The organism is Mucilaginibacter puniceus, from assembly GCF_054783175.1.
Window position 1 is genome coordinate 1 of record NZ_BAAGRB010000005.1, and the last position, 21,998, is coordinate 21,998.

Genomic DNA, 21,998 nt, shown 5'->3' on the forward strand with positions numbered 1-21,998 from the left:
ACACCCGTATTGGTCAGGTCATTAAACAATACATCCGTCTCCTTGGCTACGCCCTGCGTGGTCTCATCTGAATCATCACTGCCTTTTGGTTTTACAGTTACCGTTACCGTGATATCGCTTGATGTTACACTATTTTTTGTTAAAGTATAAGTGTAAGTATCAATGCCAATAAAATTGTTGGCCGGTGTATATTTTAGTTTAGTTGCATCCTGTGGATCTGTTACAACGCTGCCACCATTTGCCGTAGCCCCTGACTGTGGTGTTACTGTCACAGTACCAGTGTTTGCGGCTGTACCATCATTTGCTTTTACATTATAAGAAATGGGGGTATTCATGGCCGTTTCAATAGGATCCGTAACACCACCTATTTTAACTGTAAAAGAAAAAATACCTATATTGCTAAATGAGCCAAAATTATCCTTCACTTTATAGTTTATAGGGGTTGTTGTTCCCACAAATTCACCCAATGACGTAAATGTTACTACCCCTGTTGCCGCGTTTAAAGTGTAGGTTCCCTCATTTGCTACGGTAAAGCCTGTAGTGGCATAAGTTCCCGGAGTAGCAGGATTTTCAATTACTACAGATGTAACGTCTATTGTACCATCAGTATCTGTATCATTAGTGGTTAAATTTTTAGTAGTTGCTGTATTAGTATTTGCCGGGGTGCCCAAGTCATTATTAGCAACAGGTGTGGCATTAATTCCAAAATTAACATTTGCAACATTATTACCGTTACCGCTTATTTCCGGTGTTACTATAATTTGAAAATCAGGTGTGCCACTCTCAATGCCATTACCCAATGGAGTTGGATTGGCTGAATTAAAGGTCCCGTAACCATCTGCTGAGGGTGCCCAACCTATTGGTAAATTTGCTGGTGTAGTACTAATATTAGCGGGTAATGTTGCATTAACGGTAGATATAGCAACTTTGTACGTTCCGTTATTTACCTGGGAAAATGTATAAGCGCCTCCGGTTACATTTACCTTTTGTAGTATGGCCCCCGTGTTATCAGCCAGGTAAGCAAAAAGAGGTATGGTTGTATGTGCAGTACCAGAAATTACATTATCCGCAGCCCCATTATTATCATTTAAAACATTACCCGAAATAATAACACCTGTTAAGTTGTTTAACTGGTAATCTTCTATTTCCCCATCTGCAGCTGATGATATCGAGGCGTCATCATAGGCAGTACCTAAATTATAATCTGTTAAAGCATCTTTGCTTAATCGCAGGCGCATATATGTGGTGGAACCAAATTGTATAGTACTGGCGGTAGCACCAAACTTGCTTTTAGGAAAGACCAGATTTGTATTATTTGCCGTTGAATTTGCAGCAATGCTTACTGTATTCGCTCTTTCAGCAGCGTCAAATTTACCGTCATTATTAAAATCTATCCAGCCATCTAAATTAACAGCAACTGCTTCAGTGTTGGTAATAGAAGGAACCGTTACTGTTACATCATTAGCCCTGTTAACCTTGATATTTAAGTTGGCTATAGCTGCTGGGGATATTGCGTCCTCATCAACTTGGTTGGCATCATCTGCAGTTGCTCCGGCAGTAAACACAGAACCGGTAGGTAAACCATCGGCATCAACATTATTTGCACCTAAATTTGCACCCATGTATGCTTTAGCCTTGGGTACAATACCAGATAAGCCCGCACCCAAGACACCTCCTGGATTAGCAACATCTTTTAGTACTATTCCCGTACCGTCATTACCGTTATTAATAGGTTTCGATGTAAACGTAAAATCATTAATGTAACTTTCTGGCCTTCCATAGCTATTGCCAGTTAATGGGTTAGGCGCATCACCCAGGTCAAATGGCAATATAAAACCAATGGCTGCCGCCGTACGGCCATTGCCCTTCATGGTTACATTTGTTAAGCTGGTGGCACCATGGGCGTACATTACAGCCTGGGCACCCGGGTCACTTTTAGTGCTTCCACTTATGTATATTTTGAAATCCTTACCATTGTTAGCCAAATCCAGTAGATAACCATCGTTTTTAGCAGTGCCGTCAAGTCTTAAATTTAACAGCTGCCAAGCAGTATTTCCGTTGGTTGTACCGGAAAAATATTCAGATTCAGAGGTCGGCGTAGTAATCCAGCCGATAGATTCGGCATCGGCAATTACCATACCGGGGTAATTCACGGATTGATAAACCCCATTTATTAATATTTGAACCGAAATCGCAATATCAAATTTTACGCTTGGGTGGCTGGCTTGACCATTTTGAGTTCCTATACCTGAAAAAGGTATACCTCTTGAATAAGTATTAACAGGATCGTTGGTGTTTGCATTATCGTTTAAAGCCTTACCATTTATCCCATTACCATTATACAACACATCAAGCCCGTCACCAAAAAATGAGCCAGGTGTATATGCCGGCATTTGAGAGCCAGCACCGGGGAAAGATAAATTACTTATAGTAGCTGTGATCTTTACCGTCGGCGAGTATTGCCATTCATAAGTACCCGCTTTAATATTGGCTTCCGTTGCTCCAGAGGAGGAGAGTGTAGTGCTCATACCAAATGAGCCTGGTTTCCATGTAAGCCAGTAAATTGACTTTTGAAGGTTGGTTGATGCTGTACCTGTAACCGCATACTGCGCACTTGCCTTATTAACCAACTGGAAAAACAACGCAAACAGTAAAAAAACTTTTAATAGTAACCTTTTATTCATAATATCTTGTAATTATCGAAACATCAATAGCTTTGGCAATTCAAATACTCCCTTGCGGAATGTGTTATAAAATTTTATGCTTATCCACATTTACTTTGGAATTAACGCCGCCCCTACAGACAGGAGCCAACATTAGCATAGATAAATTGCAGGTGGAATAAAGCAAACATCACACCTAAGTTAAAATTTGCCTAAAATGCCTTGAATATGGCAAAAACACTAAGCTCTACTGAATTTAATCGGGGAATTTGGGGAATTAAATACACAACGCAATAGTGATGAATTGCCCCATTATACAACAAAACTTTAATTATTCATTAACCCCTTAACAGCAATTCAATTATTCGTTAATAAGAAAACCTTCGTTAAAAATGCTTTTGCTATACTAAAATGGATGACACAAGCCGGCTTTATAATAAAAGGCAAAAACCATATGAATGTATCTTAACAGCAAAATTTTACAACCGTTTAGTTTTAAATAATTGGCTTGATATTAGTATTGGCTTATTTAGCTTTATTTTTGAAATTTTAAAAAAACCGCTATGCGCTGGTGATTAAACTAATATTGTAATTTTACTATACCTTAACCAATTGTTGCTAAATGTTAAATTTCTTTAAAAACTCCCGCTTATCCTGGCTTCCTTTAGTTATCCTTATTTCGTTTATTGGCTTATCAGAATTTATTTACCAATTAACCCGACCCGATGTTTACCAGGCTATAATTATTATAACCTGGATAACAACCGGCTTTTTATTACCCATATATATATTTAAAAATCACATTAGGATATACCTGCTGTTATTGATACCTATATTTTTAACTATCCCCTTAAACATTATCTACATCCTGTCTTTTGCCAATAATGTTTCGATGGACTTGATGTTGTTATTCTTAAACACCAACTCTCAGGAAATAAGCGAACTGGCTAATCAGTATTCCCTTGTTTTAATACCGCTATATATAGTTTATGGTGTAGTATTGTACCTGCTATACCGCAACATTCCGTCTAAATTACCGGCAAAAACAGTCTTGTCTGTTTCGGGCGTGTCTTTAGCATTGTTTTTATTATGCCCTGTTTTAGACGTTAAGTTTATTGAAGAGATGAACTATTATGATACGGCGCGCACCAATTTCTCTAACGTATATCCAACCAGTATGGTTAAAGGCTTTCAAAGGCATCTTGAGGTAAAGCGAGTAATCGCCAGCACGCAACAAATAAGGGACAATTTTAAATTTCAAACCAAAACAGATTCAAGCATTACAGATAAACAAGTAATTATATTAGTTGTTGGCGAAAGCAGCAGGTATAGCAGCTGGGGCATTAACGGATATAAACGCAATACATCACCTAAATTATCTAAACGAGAGAACCTGATATCATTTTCAAATACTGTTACCGGTGCATACGTTACAGAAAACGCGGTACCCCTGATATTAACAGGAGTTGGCGCTCCTAATTTTGAATCGCACTATAAAAAACAGGGAATTATAGGTGCTTTTAAAGAGGCCGGGTTTGATACTTATTGGCTATCCAACCAACCCGGAGACAAAGGCAACATTAAAGTACATGCTATTGAAGCCGAGCACCTGTATAACTTTATGAGCGATAAAACCAGAGACAAGGACATGGATATGGTTGAAAACTTTAAAAAAGTAATGGCTATGCCGGGCGACAGGAAATTTATTGTTTTACACACCATGGGCAGTCATTTTGATTATAGCGACAGGTATCCGGATAGTTATGACTTTTTTAAGCCCAGCAATAAAACTATACGCACCAAAGTACATGATGTTAAAATGAAACATGTGCTGATAAATAGTTACGACAATAGCATACGTTACAGCGATGCCGTGTTAGATACCATTATTAGCATGGCAAAAAGCCAAAACAACTTTGCATCGGTACTTTATATATCAGACCATGGCGAGGACTTGTTGGACGATAAAAGAAATCTTACTTATCATATTGCAGCACTACCACCGTCAAAGTATATTACACATATTCCCCTGTTTATTTGGTACTCGCCACAGGTAGAGAAAAAATACCCCGAAAAAATAGTTAATTTAAAATTACACAAGGATGCAGCCACCTCATCGCAAAATGTTATTTATACGCTTACCAGCCTTGCAGGTATCAGCTACCCTAAACAATTTCCGGAAATGAATTTAACATCGCCCGGTTTTAAGAATAATCCTCAAATGCTTTTGGGAGAAGCACAAACCCTTTACCCCTATGCTATATGTGAATAATTGAGCTTTTATTGGAGACATCATGTATCATTGCAAATAAAATATATTTTTATACAACAATTACTTATGCAGGTTGTTAGTCATAATTATATATACCAAAGCCAACTATGCAATTACCTGAGGCTCAGCAGGGCTCAAACCCTTTACAGAACGCCATATTTAATGCCTTACCGGTTGCGGTTTATACTTGCAATAGCCTTGGCAGCATTACTTCGTACAATAATGCTGCTGAAATTTTATGGGGTCGAAAACCCGAAATTGGCAAAGACCTTTGGTGCGGTTCGTGGAAAATTTATTATCCGGATGGCAGCCCAATGCCATTGGATAAATGCCCGATGGCACGAACCTTAAAAGAAGGAGTTGCTATTGAAAGCGAAGAGATCCTGGTTGAAAGGCCAGACAATACCAAAATTAAAGTAAAATCATACCCTGTTCCTGTTTTTGATAATGACGGTAAGTTAACCGGTGCTGTAAATACACTTATTGATATTAACCAGGTTAATGATGAGCAAATAAAACAAGCCCGCCTTGCCGCTATTGTTGATACATCTGACGATACAATTTTAAGTAAAACCCTACAAGGCATTATCACCAGCTGGAATAAATCTGCCGAAAAAATGTTTGGTTATACTGAAAGTGAAGCAATAGGCAAACATATTTCATTAATAATACCTGCAGACAGGCTTAAGGAAGAAGAACACATCATCAGCGAAATAAGTAAAGGCAATGTGGTTGACCATTTTCAAACCCTTCGCAGAGCAAAAGATGGCCGGTTGATCCCGATCTCGTTATCTGTATCGCCAATCAAGGACATTGATGGTAAAGTTATAGGTGCCTCAAAAATAGCCCGCGATATTTCTGAACAAAAAGCCGCTTATGAGGCTACCCAACGCTATACTGAGCGCCTGGAGGTTATTAACCTAATGGTTGAAAGCGTATCCGAAGAGCTGGACTTGAATAAAATATTACAAAAAGTAACCGACTCAACAACACAACTTACAGGTGCCAAATTTGGCGCTTTCTTTTATAATAAAACTGATGAGAACGGCGAATCATATATGCTCTTTACCCTATCGGGTGCAGAAAGATCTTCTTTTGAAAAATTTGGCATGCCGCGCAATACAGCTGTATTTCATCCTACATTTTCGGGCCAGGGCGTGGTAAGGGTTGATGATATAACCAAAGATGAGCGTTATGGAAAAAATGACCCGCATTTTGGAATGCCTGCTGGGCATTTACCGGTAGTAAGCTACCTGGCCGTTCCGGTATTTTCAAGATCGGGCGATGTGCTGGGTGGATTGTTTTTTGGCCATCCCGAGCCGGGCAAATTCACTAAAGAGCATGAAAACATTGTAGTATCTATTGCGGCCCAGGCAGCCATCGGTATAGATAATGCCAAGTTATACGAAGAAGTAAAAGCCTTGAATGATAAAAAAGACGAATTTATTGGCCTGGCAAGCCATGAGTTAAAAACACCTTTAACAAGCATAAGTGGTTATCTGCAAATTATTAGCCGTTTAAAATCAGATGATGAGAGCCAGAAATTTATTGATAAAACCATTCACCAGGTAAAAAAACTCAATTCCCTGGTATCTGATTTATTGGATGTATCAAAAATTGAAGCAGGCAAACTACAGTTGGGCATTGAACAATTTGACATAAAGCCTGTTGTTGAGGGTGCCATTGAATTAATAAGGCTCTCCAATAATAATTATAATATATCACTTCAAACTTCAATTGATAGCCTGACAATCAGCGGCGACCCTCATCGTATTGAACAAGTGCTGATCAATTTACTAACCAACGCCATCAAATATTCCCCCGGTAAGGATAATGTGGAAGTGTTTTTGAACACCAAAGGAAATAAGGTATTGATTGGCGTAAAAGATTATGGAGTTGGCATTGCTACTGATAACCTTAAACAAATATTCTCCAGGTTTTATAGAGTAGAAGGCGCCAACCCTAATATTTCCGGATTGGGTATAGGGCTATATTTATCGCACGAAATCGTAAGTCGTCATAAAGGAAAACTTTGGGTAGAAAGTGATTTGGGCAAAGGCAGTACATTTTGGCTCTCTCTTCCATTATAAGTTAATATCGACTAATTCTCTCCCCGGTAGGATATTTTAAATTACCGTATATTGCATCAAGCATTAACTTAATCACTTAACTATTAATAATATGTCTTTAGGCTCTATTATAAAGGGAATAATTCCGGATAAATTAGTAAATACGCTTAGAGATAAATTAGGTGTTCCCAGTCAGCATAAAAGCTTTAACAACTTAAAAGCATTAGGTTATATCCCAAAAATTGTTTTGGATATTGGTGCATATGAAGGGTTTTGGTCAAAAGAATTTAAAGTATTATTTCCGGATGCTGCCATTTTGATGATAGAGGGGCAGCAAAATAAAAATGCTCAATTAAAAGAAATCTCAAACTCAATTACCAATACTACCTATAAAATTGCACTGCTGGGAAGCCAAGAAAAGGAAATTGAATTTAATATTTATGAAACCGCCAGTTCTATTTTAACTGAAGATAACGAAACAAACGCCACGATAGAAAAACGAACCCTGGAACTTTTAGATAATTTAGTAAAGGATACGCCATTTGAACGCCCCGACTTTATTAAGATAGACACCCAGGGATATGAGTTGGAAATATTAAAAGGGGGCTTAAATACGCTTAAATATGCCGAAGTGGTTTTACTGGAAGTATCATTACTTAATATATATAACAATTGCCCCCTGGTGCATGATGTTATTCTATTTATGAAAGCGCAAGGGTTTGTGCTGTATGATATATGCTCATTAATTAAAAGACCGTATGATAAGGCGCTTTACCAGTCAGACTTTTTATTTATTAAAGAAACATCCCTTTTAAGGGCATCAACCAGGTGGCAGTAATTGGATACAGGTTTGCCTTTACCTTTATTTTTTAAATGTTAACTTCAACCCCTGTAAAAAAAAGAACATTTATTTATATTTAGCTATAATAAGCAGCCTCCGTTTGGAGCTTTTTTAACAAAACCATCACGTTTGAAAAACAAAAAGATATTAATAACCGGTGCGAGCAGGGGATTGGGTTTAGCCATTTCAAAAGTACTGGCTGCGGATTATCAGCTAATTCTTCATGCATCCAGCCCGGATAGTTTTAAGGAAGTTATTCCTAATAGCGAGCTTTTATGTGCCGATCTTTCTGATCCGGAACAACTAACCAGCTTTTGCAAGCGGTTAAAAAAAGACCATGCCGACTGCCTTTATGGCGTTATTAATAATGCCGGGCTTACGTTTGATAATTCGCTGATATACCAATCTGAAAAGCACATTGATATGATGCTGAACGTAAATTTGAAGGCCCCAATTATGATATGCAAAACCGCTATGAAGATATTTAGCGCATCAAATACCGGGGTTATTATTAACATCAGCTCGGTAGTTGGCGAAACAGGCAACGCTTTCCAGGCAGTTTACGCAGCCACTAAAGCGGGTTTAGTGGCTCTTTCAAAATCATTGGCGCAAGAAGTTGCAGCCTTGAACCAGGAACATAACATCAGAGTATTAAGCCTATCGCCGGGTTTTATTGAGACAGATATGACCAATAATTTATCACAGGAACATAAGGATAAATACTTTAGTATGATACCATCCAAGAGGTTTGGCAAGGCAGAAGATATCGCCGAAGCCATTAGCTTCTTGTTGTCAGACAAAGCATCATATATTAACGGCACCAATATTCATATAAACGGGGGGATGTTATAATGGAACATAAACCCAGCCTGGTGGGCACCGAACCACATATTGTGATGGTACATGGCCCCAAAAAAAGGTATGTAGATAAGTACCACTGGCACTCACCAGAGGTTGGTATTGTGGCCAGCTTTACCCCACGAGCCATTGACGTAGAGGACCATTATGGTGTATTTAGGGGGGTTGACCAAATAGAGGCTTTTGGCCAGGCTACAAACGGTTCATGCAGTGCATATATAGAAACTATTAAACAAAATTGTACTTTTGACCACTTAAAAAAAACCCTTACCCCTTTGTTTATAAGCATAGGGCAGGTACATTTTAGAGGTTATTTGCTGGAAGGTGAAACCTTTATTTGTATGGGGCACATCAAGTTCTATAAATATAGGCAGATGGTGTGTGAAGGCAGGATATATAAGGTGCCGAAGGGGCTTGATCTTGACGAATATTTTAAAAACTATACCGACGAAAAGCTGTTGAGTTACGAGCTTAGCGAAGGTTTTGAATTAGTAGCCGAACTATTTGAGATAACAGGCAAAGCAATAAAAAAAGAAAAGCATACAATTTAATGGAAAGACAAGAAATAATAAACGGCTTGGTAGACATACTAAAAACGGTTAGAACTATAGATCCTGCAAAGCTGGAAAACATAACTGAGGATACCGATTTTATTGCCGATCTGAAAACCCCATCAACCGAGATGATCAATATTGCAGCCAAGGCCGAGCAAAAGTTTGATGTTGAGTTTGACGATGATGATATTGATGATCTGGGATCAAAGATCAGGGATATTGTAGACCTGATCATAAAAACAAAAGAAAACGCATAATAAATGAGTATAGGCGAACGGCGTGTAGCCATTGTTGGCATGGGTGGTGCTTTTCCGGGCGGTAATTACCTGGACCAGTTTAGGCAAAAATTATTTGCTGGCGAAACTCTTATCCGCAGTTGGAACGAAGCCGAAGCCTGGGGTAAAAATATACGGTCGCAGGTAGCCGGTTTTATTACCGAGGCCGAGATGAATATTGAGGCCATTTATTCACTTGCCCCAAATTATCCCGAAACCTATATCGATCATTTAAACCGTATACCCGATGCCAATCTTTCTACAGCAGATGTTGGAAGTATTTGGGCAATGCTAGGTACACAGGAAGCCATTAAAATGGCCGGGTGGAGCACAGAGGAAACCCAATCAGAACAAACCGGTGTAGTAATGGGGTCGGGCAGTGCCGGGCACAGTATACTCAGGAACGCCTGGCATAATTTTTTTGAATTAAAACAAAAAACCCGCCTTGCCGGATCACACACGGTTGACAGGACAATGGTATACCGCGAGGCGGCTAATGTGGCCTGCTTCATCAAAAATAAAGGCGTATGCGAGGCTATTGGCTCGGCATGTGCAACCGGTTTGGGTAATATTGGTTATGCTTATCGCCTAATAAAATTTGGTATACAGGATAGAATTGTGGCAGGCGGTGTTGAACCTACTTCGCTGGAAAGCTTTATAGGTTTTGACGCCATGCAGGTATTAAGCAAAGGCTTTGCGCCCGGCGAAAGCTCGCGCCCGTTTGATACCGCACGTAACGGCTTTGTATGTTCATTTGGGTGTGGAATAGTAGCTTTAGAAGAATATGAAAGTGCTAAGGCACGTGGTGCGGACATCCTTGCTGTTATTGATAATTACTTTAACAACTCCGACGGTGATGGCAATATGTTTTTCCCATCCTTTGACGGGCAAAAACGTTTATGGAAAGGCCTATTTGCGGGCAAACAACCCAAAGCCGATGTAGTAAAGGTTCACGGCACATCAACCCCCGTTGGCGATACTATTGAACTATTTAGCGTGGTAGATGTTATGGGCGACGAGGGTTATCATATCTCCGCGCCAAAATCTCAATTCGGGCATACCCTTGGCGCTGCCGGGGCAATTGAATTAATTACAGCCGTTATGATGCTGCAAGAGCAAAAAGTGTTGCCTTGTTTAAATTCAGTTAACTTAAATACCGAATTAGAGAATTTTCAGCAAGCACCCGAGTGGGATGGCCCGCAAAAACCGGTATCTGCATACCGCCACCTGATATCGCCGGATGTAGTTAGCAAGGAAATTAATAGCATAGTTTGTTTAAATTACGGTTTTGGCGGCACCAATAGTGCTATGTCCATTTCGCGTGAAAATTAAGTACTATGATTGATAATAAAGGCAAAGTAGCGGTTATTTTTGGTGTACGTAACGATAGCTCCATAGCTTACGATATTGCTGTAAAGCTGCATAACTCGGGCTGTAAGCTGGCCCTAAGTTATGTGGAAGACACTAAAGATGATGTGCTTTACCTGATGGATCAATTAGGTATACCGCAACAACAATCCATGCAGGTAGATGTGCGTAATGAAGACCAGATAAAAGCTTTTTTACAATCGGCATATACCCAATTAGGCCCTATAGATTATATTTTACATGGCGTTGCCTTTGGTAACCAAAATGTATTATGTTATAGTTTACCGGGCAGTGACGCTCCACCCCCAGCATACATCAATATTCCGTTTGAGGATTTGATGGATTCATTCAATATCAGCGCCTACTCGTTATTAAGAATAGCCCGTGTTGCCGAGCCTTTTATGAACCATGGGGCCTCGTTGGTCACCTTAACTTATAATGCTTCACAAAGAGTAGTGCCGGGATATGCGGGGATGTCAATTAACAAGGCAGCCTTAGAAAACATAGTGCTTTACCTGGCAGATTATTTTAGGGCTAAACAAATACGGGTTAATGCTATATCGGCAGGTTTGGTTATGACTACTTCATCCGGCGGTATAAATGGTGTACGTAAGATCCGCAAAATTGGTAAAAAAGTTGCCCCGTTGGGTAATATTACCGCAGGCGATGTAGGTGATGCCGCGTTATATTATTTTTCTGATCTTTCAAAAAAAGTAACCGGCAATATCCATTTTGTGGATGGCGGCTTTAATATTATGGGAGTAGCGGTTGATGAAGACTAAGGTATTAAATAGCATAGATGCATTAACTACATTGGGCAACTATGCCATAGGTAATGACCTGGTATTTATCCCCGACTTTAAACATTCACTTACAGACCTATTTAAAAACAAAGTTTACACTGAAGCAGAAATTGCCTATTGCAACCTGTTTGACGATAGTTTGCTAAGGTATGCCTCAACCTGGGCTGCTAAAGAGGCTGTTTACAAAGCCATTAAGCAGTTGGATAGCGTGCCGCTAAGCTGGAAAAAAATAGAAATATTACACGATAAAATTGCAGGTAAGCCTACTGTAACTGTTCATCAAGCGGGATTTAAACCTTCTAATATCAGTCTAACTATAACACATGATGGCGACTACGCCTGGGCCATGGTTATAATTGAAATGCTATAGTACATGACCGATCATTACTTTGAAAACGATTTTGTAAAGCTGCATTATTATAAATTTGGCTCGGGGCCAAAACACATGCTTTGTTTTCACGGATATGGGATGCATGGAAAACAGTTTACATCCTTAGAAAAAGATTTGGGCCAAAAATATACCTTTTGGGGGTTCGATCTTTTTTTTCATAAAGGCACCGTATTAAAAGACGAAAGCCTTGCAACTATAAAAGCCGGTTTGCCAAAAGCACAATTAGTTAACTTGATCAAAGCTTTTTGTAATGAATTGGGTATTGAGCGTTTTTCGGTTATCGGTTATTCTATGGGGTCGCATTACGCCACAACTATAGTTGAGGGCATGCCCGAGATGGTAGACGAATACATTGTTGCCGCGCCATCATCAATTGAGCCGGGCACCCTTGTCAGACTTGGAACAGGGCGCATAGGAAACCGGCTATTAGAAAAATTGATGCTAAGCCAAAAGGCCATGCTAAACATGATCAGGATAAGCAGGCGCCTAAAATTTATTGACGATACCGGCCGTGATATTTTAAACCAGGAAATAGGCACACCACAACTGCGTTTAGCATTTTATGCCTGCTTTACCTATCTGCGGTTTTTAGGAACCGACGAACAGCGTTTTATTGAGGTGGTTGAAAAATACCATATCCGTACTATATTTATATTTGGTAAGCGCGATAAAATGTACCTGCCCAAAATTGGCGATGCATTTTTTAAAAAATTTCCCCGAGCTGAAAAAGTTATATTAGATGCTGATCACGAAATGATCAAACCCGAGTTTGTGTCAACTTTAACCAGGATGTTATCATGATCATTAAAGCCAAACCGTTAAAGCCTTTTGTTTTTAAATTGTTGGCTGGCATATTAAGCCCGGCACTTAAATTATACGTCAATAAAACGGTAGTAAATAACATCAATATTAAGCCCGGCCACTCCTACATTTTAATGTGCAACCATTTTAGCTTTGCTGATGGCTTTTTGGCTTATTACCTATGCAACAAAGCATTTTGGGGCAAAGAAAAAATGCAGCGCTTGTACATCATGTCGCTTAAAAAGCAATTGCAAAAAAACAAATGGCTGCAATATGTGGGTAGTTTTTCTATTGAGCCGGGAAGACGCTCTATACAGGAAAGTTTTAATTACGCGGCCGAAGTTTTATCAACACCCGGTAACCTCTTGTTGTTTTTTCCACAGGGAAACTTAGAGAGCCAGCACATTACCCATATTCATTTTGAAGAAGGATTAAAAGAGATTGTGCCGCTAATCAAAGGGCCCTGCCAGTTAATTTGGTGCAGTACTATTTTGGAGTATTTTGAAAGCCTTAAACCAACCGTACATTATAATCTGCTGGATTGCGGCACTAATGAAAATTTTGATTTTGATGCTTTAAAATCGCAGGTGAACACCTTTCATTTAAACACGCTTAATAAATACGTGCGGTTTACGCAAAAGCCTATCAGTTAGCCTTAATACGTTTTAACCCATCCTTGGCCTGGTTATCAATACTGTTTTGATACTCGTGGTTCTTCATTTTCAGCGTCAAATTGTAGTAGTCGGCTGCTTTTTTATAGTCCCTTTTTTGCTCATATACCATCCCGGATAACATGGCCGAATTAGCCGCGAAATAATACGTAGCCCCACTGCCTATGTTAATGGCCTTTTGGTAGTTTGCCAGGGCATCCGTATCCCTGCCCATTTGGTCATAGATCCTGCCCAGGCGGTAGTACAGTTCTATTTTATCACGGGCAATTTTTAAATCATTAACATCTTTTGTCTTAAGTGCCGCCAGCGCATTGGTATAATAACCCCCGTCAAAATATAAGCGGGCCTTTAGCAGGTCAATATCCGGTTTGGCATCGTTGGCTTCTTTTAGCGCCTGCTTATCCTTTTCGTCGGCTGTTGTGCCTTTTGTTTTTACCAGCTTGATGTAAGTATTATAAGCGGCCATATTATTGGTTAGCAACGAGTGGTAGGCCAGTTTTTGGTAAGCATCTTTGATATAAATTTCGCCCCGGGTTTGGTTTATATAATTTAATAAATAGCGGTTGGCATCAGTATCCATACGGCATAGTTTGGCGGTGCCCAGCCAGTAGTTAATACCCGGGAAAGCCAAATAATCGTTACCATGCGGCGCAGCCATAAAATAGCCAATGGCCTCGTCATTATGCCCGGTTTTATAAGCCACATAGCCCTGCAAATATTTCTTCAGCAAACTTTTGTCGCTCATGTCATTAATGTATGCTATCAGCTTGTTATAATTGTTTTTGTTGCGCAAAACGTCAATATCCGCCAGGCTGATGATCATCACGGCCTCATCATTATAGTAGCTGTATTTGGTGCCGGCTATCTGGCTTTTAAACCGCTCCAATTGCCTAACACCCGATTGCATATCACCTTTGATGCCAAAAATGCCTACTATACCCTTTAAGTTAGCCGGGATGGCGCCAAATGTAAGGTCAACCCAGCCCAAACTTTTTTGGTTGGGCAAAAAATCTTTAAACTTTTCGCTGTTTTCTATCAGTAAATTTTTACCCTTTTTTAAATCGATAACTGAAGTGGTGTAATCGCCAAATTTGGCTTTCAGCATACCCCACTGTATATAAATTTCGGCCTGGGCAAATAGGTAATAGGGCGAGTTTTTGTCATTATCCCCTATGGCATCAATGCGGTCGCCTTTGCGGTCCTTAAATTTTTCGTAATCGCTTTTATTGTCAGATGTAAGCAGGTACAGGTAATCTAAATAGTTCTCTAAAAGGATGGTAATGCCATTATTGGGGTTTTTGGCCTTTTCGGCCTGTATCAATCTTTTAGCTTCCGGGAAACGCAGATCAAAAATAGCCTGGTAAGCCGCTATGGCATTGGCATCCATAACAAAGTTGGCTTTTACAGGCAGCCACAAGCCCAAACAAATAATTAGCAACAAAAAATACTTTAACCTCATGTTTTTCAAAGGTAGGGTTTTGTACTTTGTATGAAAACAAAGTTGGGTAAAAGGGATAAAACGTTGGGTGTACTGATTTGTTTTAGGGTGCCATTAACCGGTCACTGGGTAATCATGTATTACCTGGTGGGTAATAAGGGGGTAATTTAATGGTGAGGTTTGGGGTGTTGGATAATGCTAAATAATAGCCAATGTATTAAAGCCCTTTTTCATAACAGCTTACTTCGTTATTTTTTCGGCAAGCAACGGCAAATGTTGGATAAACCATTCCGGCAATTCCTTTTTTTGTACACTCGAAATGAGTTCTGTGCCTCTGAACGCTGCTAACGGCTTAGGCAAAAAAACCGATGTATCTACAATTTGAAGGTGATCTAACAAATGGTAATGCTCATTCAGCATTGCCAGATTACCGTAAAAATTATTTTCTATATCGTATCGGGGTACATTATGTCCCCCCTTTTTTGCCCTTAGTCCCACCCGCATTTCCGACAGGTCGGCATCCATCAACCCTAAAAACAACATTTGCAGTTGATAGCCGCTTTCTTTAAAGCGCCTGGGGAAATCCCAAGTCGCATAACTTGGGAAGTGACCCTCATAAACAAAGTCCTCATTATTTTGGAGGGCATTATCCAATAAGCTTTCCAAAGTGGTTACGATAAATTCAGCAGCAATTTTTTTGGCTTCCTTCAGCGATTTCATTTGATACGGCCAAAGCTCAGATACTTTGCCTGTGTATAATTTATCCCCATCAAATACTACATGTTTAGCTACAATAGGTGGCGGCAAATAATCGGGCCCTACTGTAGATTTACCCGCACCGTTGGAGCCGGTGATCAAGTACAAAGTAGGCATTACAAACCCAAACGTTTTCGTAAACGGTCACGATCCCTCGCCCCGAGTTTACGAACAGGAACAAAATCATTTTTCCCCTTCACAAAAACCACTAATTGGATGTTTTTATCGGGAAATTCCAGATAGCACTGACCTGGAGGAAGACCTTTTACATTTATCATGAACGGCTGTCCTGAAGTAAGCGTTTCCGTTCTTAAACGATGAACCGCTTTAGTAGCTATGCTTTCTAATACTTCTATTTCACTCATGCTGTGTTCTTCTTGCTATAGTAATTATAACTCTCTTTCTTTAACTCAAATATAACCAATTTTGTTCTATTTATGGTCATCTTACTATCTTTTCTATAGGTGCTTTTTACAACTTCCTGCCTTGTCTTCTGAATGTCCTTTTACTTACCTCCTCCTCTAAGTGTAAGGAGCAGAATGTTATAAGCTAGAAGCAGGAACGGTGGTGGTGCGGTGATAACACCGACCACAGGCTGAAAGCGCGGGAAATTCAGAATTTCTCTTTACTTCTCAGGCAAAATATATTCTCCCCACAAGTCTGTTGGGTTCCATATAAAATTCATATCCTCCATTTTGCCCGGTCCGTTTACACGCACGCCGCCGGTAATAAATTCTATGGATGAAGTTCCATCATGGTCAGACCCATTTAACTTTATATTATAATAGAACTTTTTTTGGCCGGCTGGCAAGCCTATACGATCAAAAGGGATTAATAATTCATAGGTATATCGTATTTTATTGTCAAAAGATGAAACAGCTTTTATACCCACTTCATTGTACACTGATATCACGCTATCCTGCAATAACTTACCTGTTATTTTGATCTCTTTAGATTTATCCACCACCTGTTTATTCGCAACGTTCATAAATGAATCTAATTTGAATGTGGTGGTGGGGTCGGTTGCTGCTACAGGTTTATTTTTCCAATTGACATTGGGTATATTCTTTTTTTCAAATATGGGATAAGTAATAGCTACAAGAGGTTTTTCTTTACGACTATCGGACTTGTTTATAGAAAATGTAAGGCCACCTGCCACTAATTTACGTATTACTAACGGATCGGTAACCTGAACTATTAAATACAATTTGTCGCGATCATTGGCAATGGTATAAAAAGCTTCTATGCTACTATTATAGGCTTGAAATACATTATTCCATTCGCTGGCCTTTCCGTCTATCTTAAAATTAGTCGGGATATGTAAACCCGCTGATTGTTTTGAGGGTAATTTTTGTGAGTAAGCCACAAAAGGAATAGTTAATGCAAGTAATAAAGACCTAGTGAATGCATTCATCGTTTTAGATTTTAGGACCCTTAATGCAAAAGGTTTGCATTAAGGGTAATTTTAATAAGGTTTAAGTTATATATTAAAATTTTTATTTGTTTGACACGCCTTGGACATACCCCGCGGTTACACCATTCTTGTGAAGTTTAATAATATCATTCGCCGTTAATACTTTATAGCCGGCAACGCCGATGCCTTTTACATAGCTTGTGCTTACACCACTTTCTTGCAGAGCGATAATATCATTTGCCGTAAAATTTATGTACCCTGCCTCACTAATGCCTTTTATATAGCTTGTACTTACCCCGTTTTTTTTAAGATTAATGATGTCTTTCGCTATGAAATTTCTATAACCGGCATTAGCAACACCTAGTATATATCCGGCGGTTACACCATTTTCCTTAAGATTGATAATATCATTTGAGGTAAAGTTTCTATACTTGGCACCAGCCCCTTCTAAATAATCCACACCTACGCCATGATGCTGAAGATCGATTATATTGCTTGCTGTGAAATTATCATATCGCAAAGCATTAATGAGTTGTAAATATTCTAAAGTTACGCCATTGGCTTGAAAAGCAATAATATCATTTGCCGTATAATTTTTATTATAGTAAGCAACAGATTTTGCATATACTGCGCTTACGCCATTGGCTTGAAGTTTAATAAGATCATCAGCAGTAAAGTGTTTATCATCAGCATTTATCTGCGTTAAATTTGCCTTATTTGCCACAACAGCCCTATCGATCACAACAGGCTTATCTGTTATAACATTTGATAACGCTACGTTATCATTGATCCGATATGTTAAGCCATTTTTTGCTCCAAGCGCATTCTTCGAGACAAGCGTGCCTGCTTTTTTAACAAGTTTATTTTTTTGAACAATAAGTTTATTATTCTGTATTACTTTGCTTTTTTTCCTTAATGTATCGGCAGGTAATTTTTGAGCAACCTGAGCACTTACTGCAACAGGCTTATTTAAAAGGCAAATCATACAAATAAATAAAGGAATAATCGCAAAATACTTCCATACTATATGGACGTTTGAGCGTCGTGCATTCATCATCATCATACGTTGTTTTAAAAGTGATTGGTTATAGTTGGTTGTTATGGTCATTGCATAATTAGGTACGGATACTTTTAGCAGGTTTAACTGGTATTCATCCTGTTTAACATCATACCTGTCAATCACGGTATGATCTGTCAAAAACTCCAGGTTGTTTTCAATCTCCTTACGGTAAAGCCAGGCCAAAGGGTTAAACCACTGGAACACTACCATTACTTCGGCAATAATGAGGTCAACCGTATGGTATTGCTGCACATGCACCTTCTCATGTATCAATATCTGGTTATAAGTATCCCAATCATACTTGGCCGGGTTAATAAATATGTAGTTACCAAATGAGCAGGGGGCTTTGTCATCATCAAGCTCAACAATGCGGTAGCTGCCATCGTGTATTACCTCGCTTTTAAATATCTTATAGCATAATACCACCAGCTGTATCAATAAATTAACCCCGAATATGATCACCCCGCCCCAGTATATCCAAAGGGCCCATTTAAGCATACTTTCCCTGTTAAAATTAGCTGCAGTAGCTTCGGGTATGTTATTGGCAACCGGGGCCGCTGTTTGTTGCGGTAATGGCGTTGGTGTGGCTGCAGTTGCTGTTGACGTTTCCGGGTAAGCAGCCGGTTTTGTTACGGATGCGGTGAGGATATTTTCATTGATCAACGAAAATTGCCGCGGCACGGGCACAAAAGGCAATATAAATGCCACGGCCAGGCATGCCAGTAAAACCACCCGGTTTAGTGTGTGGTAGGTTTCCTTTTTTAGCATCAGCTTATAAAACAGCAAACTGATCATGATCAGTAATGCTACGTGCAAACTGTAGGGTATCATTTTTTAGTTTTTTTAATGATGTTTATGATCTCGTTTAATTCCTGCTCGTTTATTTTTTGCTCTTTAGCAAAAAAAGCCAGCATATTACTGTACGAATTATCAAAATACTGGCTCACAATATCCTTCATGGCATGCTGTTGATACTGCTCTTTGGATATAATAGGGTAATATTGAAACATGTTGCCTATGGTATCGTGCCCTAAAAAACCTTTCTCTTCCAATATCTTCACCATAGTAGCTACCGAATTGTAATGTGGCTTTGGTTCGGGCATTTCAGGAATTATATCCCTGATAAAGGCTTTTTGCAATGTCCAAAACACTTGCATTATTTGTTCTTCTCTTTTGGCTAACTTTTGCATATCTATCTGTTTACAGATCAAACATACTACTAATTGATTAGTATTTCTACTAATTGATTAGTATTTCTACTAATTGATTAGTATTTTTTATAATTTATTGATTTTCAGTTAAATAATTTTTTATGGAGATAGGAAAAGCCGGATTATTACTCGTCAATCTACTATCAAAATCATGGTTTACACATTTTGAGCCTTTAAAATCACAATTAATTGACTGTCAATTAATTATAAAAAATAATTGCTGAAATGTGTTAAGTTGTGTAAACCATGATTTTGCTTATAGGCTATACAAACAAAAAATCCCGTAAGCGCTGCTTACGGGATTTAATATCAGTGGTCCCGACGAGAATCGAACTCATATCTAGAGTTTAGGAAACTCCTATTCTATCCGTTGAACTACGGGACCAGGTTTGATTTCGGATTTCGGATGTTCAATTTCGGATTTACCAATTTAACATCAAAATCTGTGCAAATGTAAAAAATTATAGCGCAATCTATAAAGAGATTACCTAATTACTGATCCATTGGCAAAACCTTCAACCGGTGCTACAAAGGTTAGCTTACCTTCTGCATTTTCGGCCATCAAGATCATCCCCTGCGATAGGATACCTTTTATTTCGCGCGGCTCCAGGTTTACCAGTATGCTTACCTTTTGGCCAATAATGGTTTCCGGCTCAAAATACTCCGCAATGCCTGATACTACGGTGCGCTGGTCAATGCCGGTATCAATAGTCAGCTTTAGCAGTTTTTTGGTTTTGGCTACCTTTTCGGCAGCTAAAATGGTACCGGTGCGTATATCCATAGTAGCAAAAGACTCATAATTGATATTCTCTTTTGCAGGTGCAATTTCAGGTTGATTGGCTGTTTCCACAGTTTGTTTTTTGTTGTGTAATTTTTGTACTTGAAAGTCTATAACCTCATCTTCTACCTTTTCAAATAATAAAGCAGCGGCATTTAACTGGTGCCCGTTTTCAAAGGTTAGTTCGCTATCAAAAGTTACGGTATCCGGTAGGTTTAACATGCCAAATATCTTTCTGGCAGCTCCCGGTAAAAATGGCTGCAAACAAGTTGCCAAATGCCCTATTATAAACAGGCAATTATGTAATGCTTCCTTCGCATCAGCCGGATCAGTTTTAATGCTTTTCCACGGCTCTTTATCGGTCAGGTACTTATTGCCTAAACGGGCAATATCCATTACACTTTGTAATGCTTGTCTAAAACGGTAAGCCTCCAGGTTAATCTCGATGCTATCGTACAGTACGCCTATCTCTTTATTTAGGTTAGTGTCTGTAAGTTTTATACCTCCCTCAGCTTCAACTTTGCCTTCATAAAACTTATGCATTAATATCATTACGCGATTAACAAAGTTGCCTAAAATGGCTACCAGTTCGTTATTAACCCGTGCCTGGTAATCCTTCCAGATAAATTCGCTGTCGCTGGTTTCGGGCAGTATAGATGTTAATACATAACGCAATTCATCCTGCTTTCCGGGAAACTCCTCCAAATACTCGTGCAGCCATACGGCATGATTACGTGACGTTGATAGCTTATCCCCTTCCAGGTTTAAAAACTCGTTAGCGGGCACATTTTGCGGCAATACGTAGTCGCCATGCGCATGCAATATGGATGGAAATATGATACAATGGAATACTATGTTATCCTTACCTATAAAGTGTATCAAGCAGGCGTCGTCAGCCTCATTAGCTTGCTTTTTCCAGTACAACTTCCAGTCTTTTCCATTATCAATTGCCCATTGCTTGGTGGCAGATATGTAGCCAATAGGCGCATCCATCCACACATATAGCTTTTTGCCTTTAGCTTCTTCTAAAGGTACGTCAATCCCCCAATCCAGATCGCGGGTCATGGATCGCGGCTGTAGGCCCGATTTTAGCCAGGACTTACATTGGCCAAATACGTTCACTTTCCACTCACCTTCCTTCTCGTCTATCCATTGCTCTAACCATGGTTGATATTTATCCAGGGGTAAATACCAATGCTTGGTCAACCTTAAAATTGGTGGTTTACCGCTTAGGGTTGATATGGGGTTGATCAGGTCGGTAGGGTTTAATGAGGTACCGCACTTTTCACATTGATCGCCGTAGGCATTTTCATTATGGCAGTTAGGGCAGGTGCCAACAATGTATCTATCTGCCAAAAACTGGTTAAAGTCTTCGTCATAATATTGCTCAGACAATTGCTCCACAAACTCATCTTTTTCATACAGGTTTAAAAAAAACTCCTGCGACAAGTCATGATGAATGGGCGATGATGTGCGGTGATACATATCAAAGGCGATACCAAAATCTTCAAAGCTCTTTTTGATCTGGTTATGATATTTATCAATTATAGCCTGGGGTGTAGTGCCCTCTTTTTTTGCTTTTATGGTGATCGCCGCTCCATGCTCGTCAGAACCACAGATGTATATAACGTCCTTTTTTTTAAGACGGAGATAACGCACAAAAATATCGGCAGGTATATAAGCTCCTGCCAAATGCCCTATATGCAGCGGACCATTGGCATAAGGCAATGCCGATGTAATGGTATATCTTTTATAATTATCGAGTTGTGACATAT

20 protein-coding genes and 1 tRNA gene are annotated in these 21,998 nt (G+C 39.3%); 12 read left to right on the forward strand and 9 right to left on the reverse strand.

Annotated elements, in window-relative coordinates; translation table 11 throughout:
- Window positions 1-2,684: CshA/CshB family fibrillar adhesin-related protein (locus tag ACYVJ6_RS14780; protein WP_460694862.1), on the reverse strand; the 2,684-nt coding region annotated here is incomplete at its 3' end.
- 390 nt (window positions 2,685-3,074) lie between these two features.
- Here ACYVJ6_RS14780 and ACYVJ6_RS14785 point away from each other — a divergent pair.
- From ACYVJ6_RS14785 to ACYVJ6_RS14840, 12 genes are all read left to right on the forward strand, one after another.
- Window positions 3,075-3,242 (forward strand): hypothetical protein, encoded by a 168-nt coding sequence (locus tag ACYVJ6_RS14785; RefSeq protein WP_460694863.1) that lies wholly within the window; start codon window positions 3,075-3,077, stop codon window positions 3,240-3,242.
- Between the two features lie 43 nt (window positions 3,243-3,285).
- Window positions 3,286-4,935: a phosphoethanolamine transferase gene (locus tag ACYVJ6_RS14790; RefSeq protein WP_460694864.1), complete on the forward strand. Its 1,650-nt coding sequence runs from the start codon at window positions 3,286-3,288 to the stop codon at window positions 4,933-4,935.
- Window positions 4,936-5,042: 107 nt separating this feature from the next.
- Complete coding sequence (locus tag ACYVJ6_RS14795; protein WP_460694865.1) at window positions 5,043-7,025, forward strand: PAS domain-containing sensor histidine kinase; 1,983 nt, start codon at window positions 5,043-5,045, stop codon at window positions 7,023-7,025.
- Between the two features lie 91 nt (window positions 7,026-7,116).
- A complete protein-coding gene (locus tag ACYVJ6_RS14800) occupies window positions 7,117-7,842 on the forward strand; it encodes an FkbM family methyltransferase (protein WP_460694866.1) in 726 nt (241 codons plus the stop codon).
- A gap of 132 nt (window positions 7,843-7,974) precedes the next feature.
- On the forward strand, window positions 7,975-8,697 hold the full coding sequence (locus ACYVJ6_RS14805) for an SDR family NAD(P)-dependent oxidoreductase (RefSeq protein WP_460694867.1): 723 nt from the start codon (window positions 7,975-7,977) through the stop codon (window positions 8,695-8,697).
- Window positions 8,697-9,254 carry a hypothetical protein gene (locus ACYVJ6_RS14810; protein WP_460694868.1) on the forward strand — a complete coding sequence of 186 codons (558 nt, stop codon included), beginning with the start codon at window positions 8,697-8,699 and terminating at the stop codon, window positions 9,252-9,254. Before ACYVJ6_RS14805 ends, ACYVJ6_RS14810 begins: the two co-directional genes overlap by 1 nt.
- Window positions 9,254-9,514, forward strand: coding sequence for a phosphopantetheine-binding protein (locus tag ACYVJ6_RS14815; RefSeq protein ID WP_460694869.1), 261 nt, complete (start codon window positions 9,254-9,256; stop codon window positions 9,512-9,514). Before ACYVJ6_RS14810 ends, ACYVJ6_RS14815 begins: the two co-directional genes overlap by 1 nt.
- 3 nt (window positions 9,515-9,517) lie before the next feature.
- A complete protein-coding gene (locus ACYVJ6_RS14820; protein ID WP_460694870.1) occupies window positions 9,518-10,864 on the forward strand; it encodes a beta-ketoacyl-[acyl-carrier-protein] synthase family protein in 1,347 nt (448 codons plus the stop codon).
- Between the two features lie 5 nt (window positions 10,865-10,869).
- Window positions 10,870-11,682, forward strand: a complete 813-nt coding sequence (locus ACYVJ6_RS14825) for an enoyl-ACP reductase FabI (RefSeq protein WP_460694871.1) — start codon at window positions 10,870-10,872, stop codon at window positions 11,680-11,682.
- A complete protein-coding gene (locus ACYVJ6_RS14830; protein WP_460694872.1) occupies window positions 11,672-12,073 on the forward strand; it encodes a holo-ACP synthase in 402 nt (133 codons plus the stop codon). The genes ACYVJ6_RS14825 and ACYVJ6_RS14830 overlap by 11 nt, the downstream gene beginning before the upstream one ends.
- Before the next feature lie 3 nt (window positions 12,074-12,076).
- Entirely contained in the window at window positions 12,077-12,895 is an 819-nt protein-coding gene (locus tag ACYVJ6_RS14835; RefSeq protein WP_460694873.1) for an alpha/beta fold hydrolase, read from the forward strand.
- Entirely contained in the window at window positions 12,892-13,548 is a 657-nt protein-coding gene (locus ACYVJ6_RS14840) for a lysophospholipid acyltransferase family protein (RefSeq protein WP_460694874.1), read from the forward strand. The genes ACYVJ6_RS14835 and ACYVJ6_RS14840 overlap by 4 nt, the downstream gene beginning before the upstream one ends.
- Here the strand turns inward: ACYVJ6_RS14840 and ACYVJ6_RS14845 are convergent.
- The 8 genes from ACYVJ6_RS14845 to metG all read right to left on the reverse strand — a co-directional run bounded on the left by ACYVJ6_RS14845 (window position 13,541) and on the right by metG (window position 21,996).
- Entirely contained in the window at window positions 13,541-15,025 is a 1,485-nt protein-coding gene (locus ACYVJ6_RS14845; protein WP_460694875.1) for a tetratricopeptide repeat protein, read from the reverse strand. The genes ACYVJ6_RS14840 and ACYVJ6_RS14845 overlap by 8 nt on opposite strands.
- A gap of 219 nt (window positions 15,026-15,244) precedes the next feature.
- A complete protein-coding gene (locus tag ACYVJ6_RS14850; RefSeq protein WP_460694876.1) occupies window positions 15,245-15,877 on the reverse strand; it encodes a zeta toxin family protein in 633 nt (210 codons plus the stop codon).
- Window positions 15,877-16,125, reverse strand: a complete 249-nt coding sequence (locus tag ACYVJ6_RS14855; RefSeq protein WP_460694877.1) for a hypothetical protein — start codon at window positions 16,123-16,125, stop codon at window positions 15,877-15,879. The genes ACYVJ6_RS14850 and ACYVJ6_RS14855 overlap by 1 nt, the downstream gene beginning before the upstream one ends.
- A 260-nt stretch (window positions 16,126-16,385) precedes the next feature.
- Complete coding sequence (locus tag ACYVJ6_RS14860; protein WP_460694878.1) at window positions 16,386-17,174, reverse strand: hypothetical protein; 789 nt, start codon at window positions 17,172-17,174, stop codon at window positions 16,386-16,388.
- A gap of 82 nt (window positions 17,175-17,256) precedes the next feature.
- The gene (locus ACYVJ6_RS14865; protein WP_460694879.1) at window positions 17,257-19,065 is read right to left on the reverse strand and encodes a M56 family metallopeptidase; all 1,809 of its coding nucleotides are present in this window, start codon (window positions 19,063-19,065) and stop codon (window positions 17,257-17,259) included.
- Window positions 19,062-19,424, reverse strand: coding sequence for a BlaI/MecI/CopY family transcriptional regulator (locus ACYVJ6_RS14870; RefSeq protein ID WP_460694880.1), 363 nt, complete (start codon window positions 19,422-19,424; stop codon window positions 19,062-19,064). The genes ACYVJ6_RS14865 and ACYVJ6_RS14870 overlap by 4 nt, the downstream gene beginning before the upstream one ends.
- 334 nt (window positions 19,425-19,758) lie before the next feature.
- Window positions 19,759-19,830 (reverse strand) — tRNA-Arg (locus ACYVJ6_RS14875).
- 99 nt (window positions 19,831-19,929) lie between these two features.
- Window positions 19,930-21,996 (reverse strand): methionine--tRNA ligase, encoded by a 2,067-nt coding sequence (metG, locus tag ACYVJ6_RS14880; RefSeq protein WP_460694881.1) that lies wholly within the window; start codon window positions 21,994-21,996, stop codon window positions 19,930-19,932.
- Window positions 21,997-21,998 lie beyond the last annotated feature (2 nt).

What these genes read in the sequence shown, in the direction of transcription:
- ACYVJ6_RS14785 (WP_460694863.1), top strand. Translation starts at nt 3,075, where the DNA reads ATGGATGACACAAGCCGGCTTTATAATAAAAGGCAAAAACCATATGAA.
- ACYVJ6_RS14790 (WP_460694864.1), top strand. Translation starts at nt 3,286, where the DNA reads ATGTTAAATTTCTTTAAAAACTCCCGCTTATCCTGGCTTCCTTTAGTT.
- ACYVJ6_RS14795 (WP_460694865.1), top strand. Translation starts at nt 5,043, where the DNA reads ATGCAATTACCTGAGGCTCAGCAGGGCTCAAACCCTTTACAGAACGCC.
- ACYVJ6_RS14800 (WP_460694866.1), top strand. Translation starts at nt 7,117, where the DNA reads ATGTCTTTAGGCTCTATTATAAAGGGAATAATTCCGGATAAATTAGTA.
- ACYVJ6_RS14810 (WP_460694868.1), top strand. Translation starts at nt 8,697, where the DNA reads ATGGAACATAAACCCAGCCTGGTGGGCACCGAACCACATATTGTGATG.
- ACYVJ6_RS14815 (WP_460694869.1), top strand. Translation starts at nt 9,254, where the DNA reads ATGGAAAGACAAGAAATAATAAACGGCTTGGTAGACATACTAAAAACG.
- ACYVJ6_RS14820 (WP_460694870.1), top strand. Translation starts at nt 9,518, where the DNA reads ATGAGTATAGGCGAACGGCGTGTAGCCATTGTTGGCATGGGTGGTGCT.
- ACYVJ6_RS14825 (WP_460694871.1), top strand. Translation starts at nt 10,870, where the DNA reads ATGATTGATAATAAAGGCAAAGTAGCGGTTATTTTTGGTGTACGTAAC.
- ACYVJ6_RS14830 (WP_460694872.1), top strand. Translation starts at nt 11,672, where the DNA reads ATGAAGACTAAGGTATTAAATAGCATAGATGCATTAACTACATTGGGC.
- ACYVJ6_RS14835 (WP_460694873.1), top strand. Translation starts at nt 12,077, where the DNA reads ATGACCGATCATTACTTTGAAAACGATTTTGTAAAGCTGCATTATTAT.
- ACYVJ6_RS14840 (WP_460694874.1), top strand. Translation starts at nt 12,892, where the DNA reads ATGATCATTAAAGCCAAACCGTTAAAGCCTTTTGTTTTTAAATTGTTG.
- ACYVJ6_RS14845 (WP_460694875.1), bottom strand. Translation starts at nt 15,025, where the DNA reads ATGAGGTTAAAGTATTTTTTGTTGCTAATTATTTGTTTGGGCTTGTGG.
- ACYVJ6_RS14850 (WP_460694876.1), bottom strand. Translation starts at nt 15,877, where the DNA reads ATGCCTACTTTGTACTTGATCACCGGCTCCAACGGTGCGGGTAAATCT.
- ACYVJ6_RS14855 (WP_460694877.1), bottom strand. Translation starts at nt 16,125, where the DNA reads ATGAGTGAAATAGAAGTATTAGAAAGCATAGCTACTAAAGCGGTTCAT.
- ACYVJ6_RS14860 (WP_460694878.1), bottom strand. Translation starts at nt 17,174, where the DNA reads ATGAATGCATTCACTAGGTCTTTATTACTTGCATTAACTATTCCTTTT.
- ACYVJ6_RS14865 (WP_460694879.1), bottom strand. Translation starts at nt 19,065, where the DNA reads ATGATACCCTACAGTTTGCACGTAGCATTACTGATCATGATCAGTTTG.
- ACYVJ6_RS14870 (WP_460694880.1), bottom strand. Translation starts at nt 19,424, where the DNA reads ATGCAAAAGTTAGCCAAAAGAGAAGAACAAATAATGCAAGTGTTTTGG.
- metG (WP_460694881.1), bottom strand. Translation starts at nt 21,996, where the DNA reads ATGTCACAACTCGATAATTATAAAAGATATACCATTACATCGGCATTG.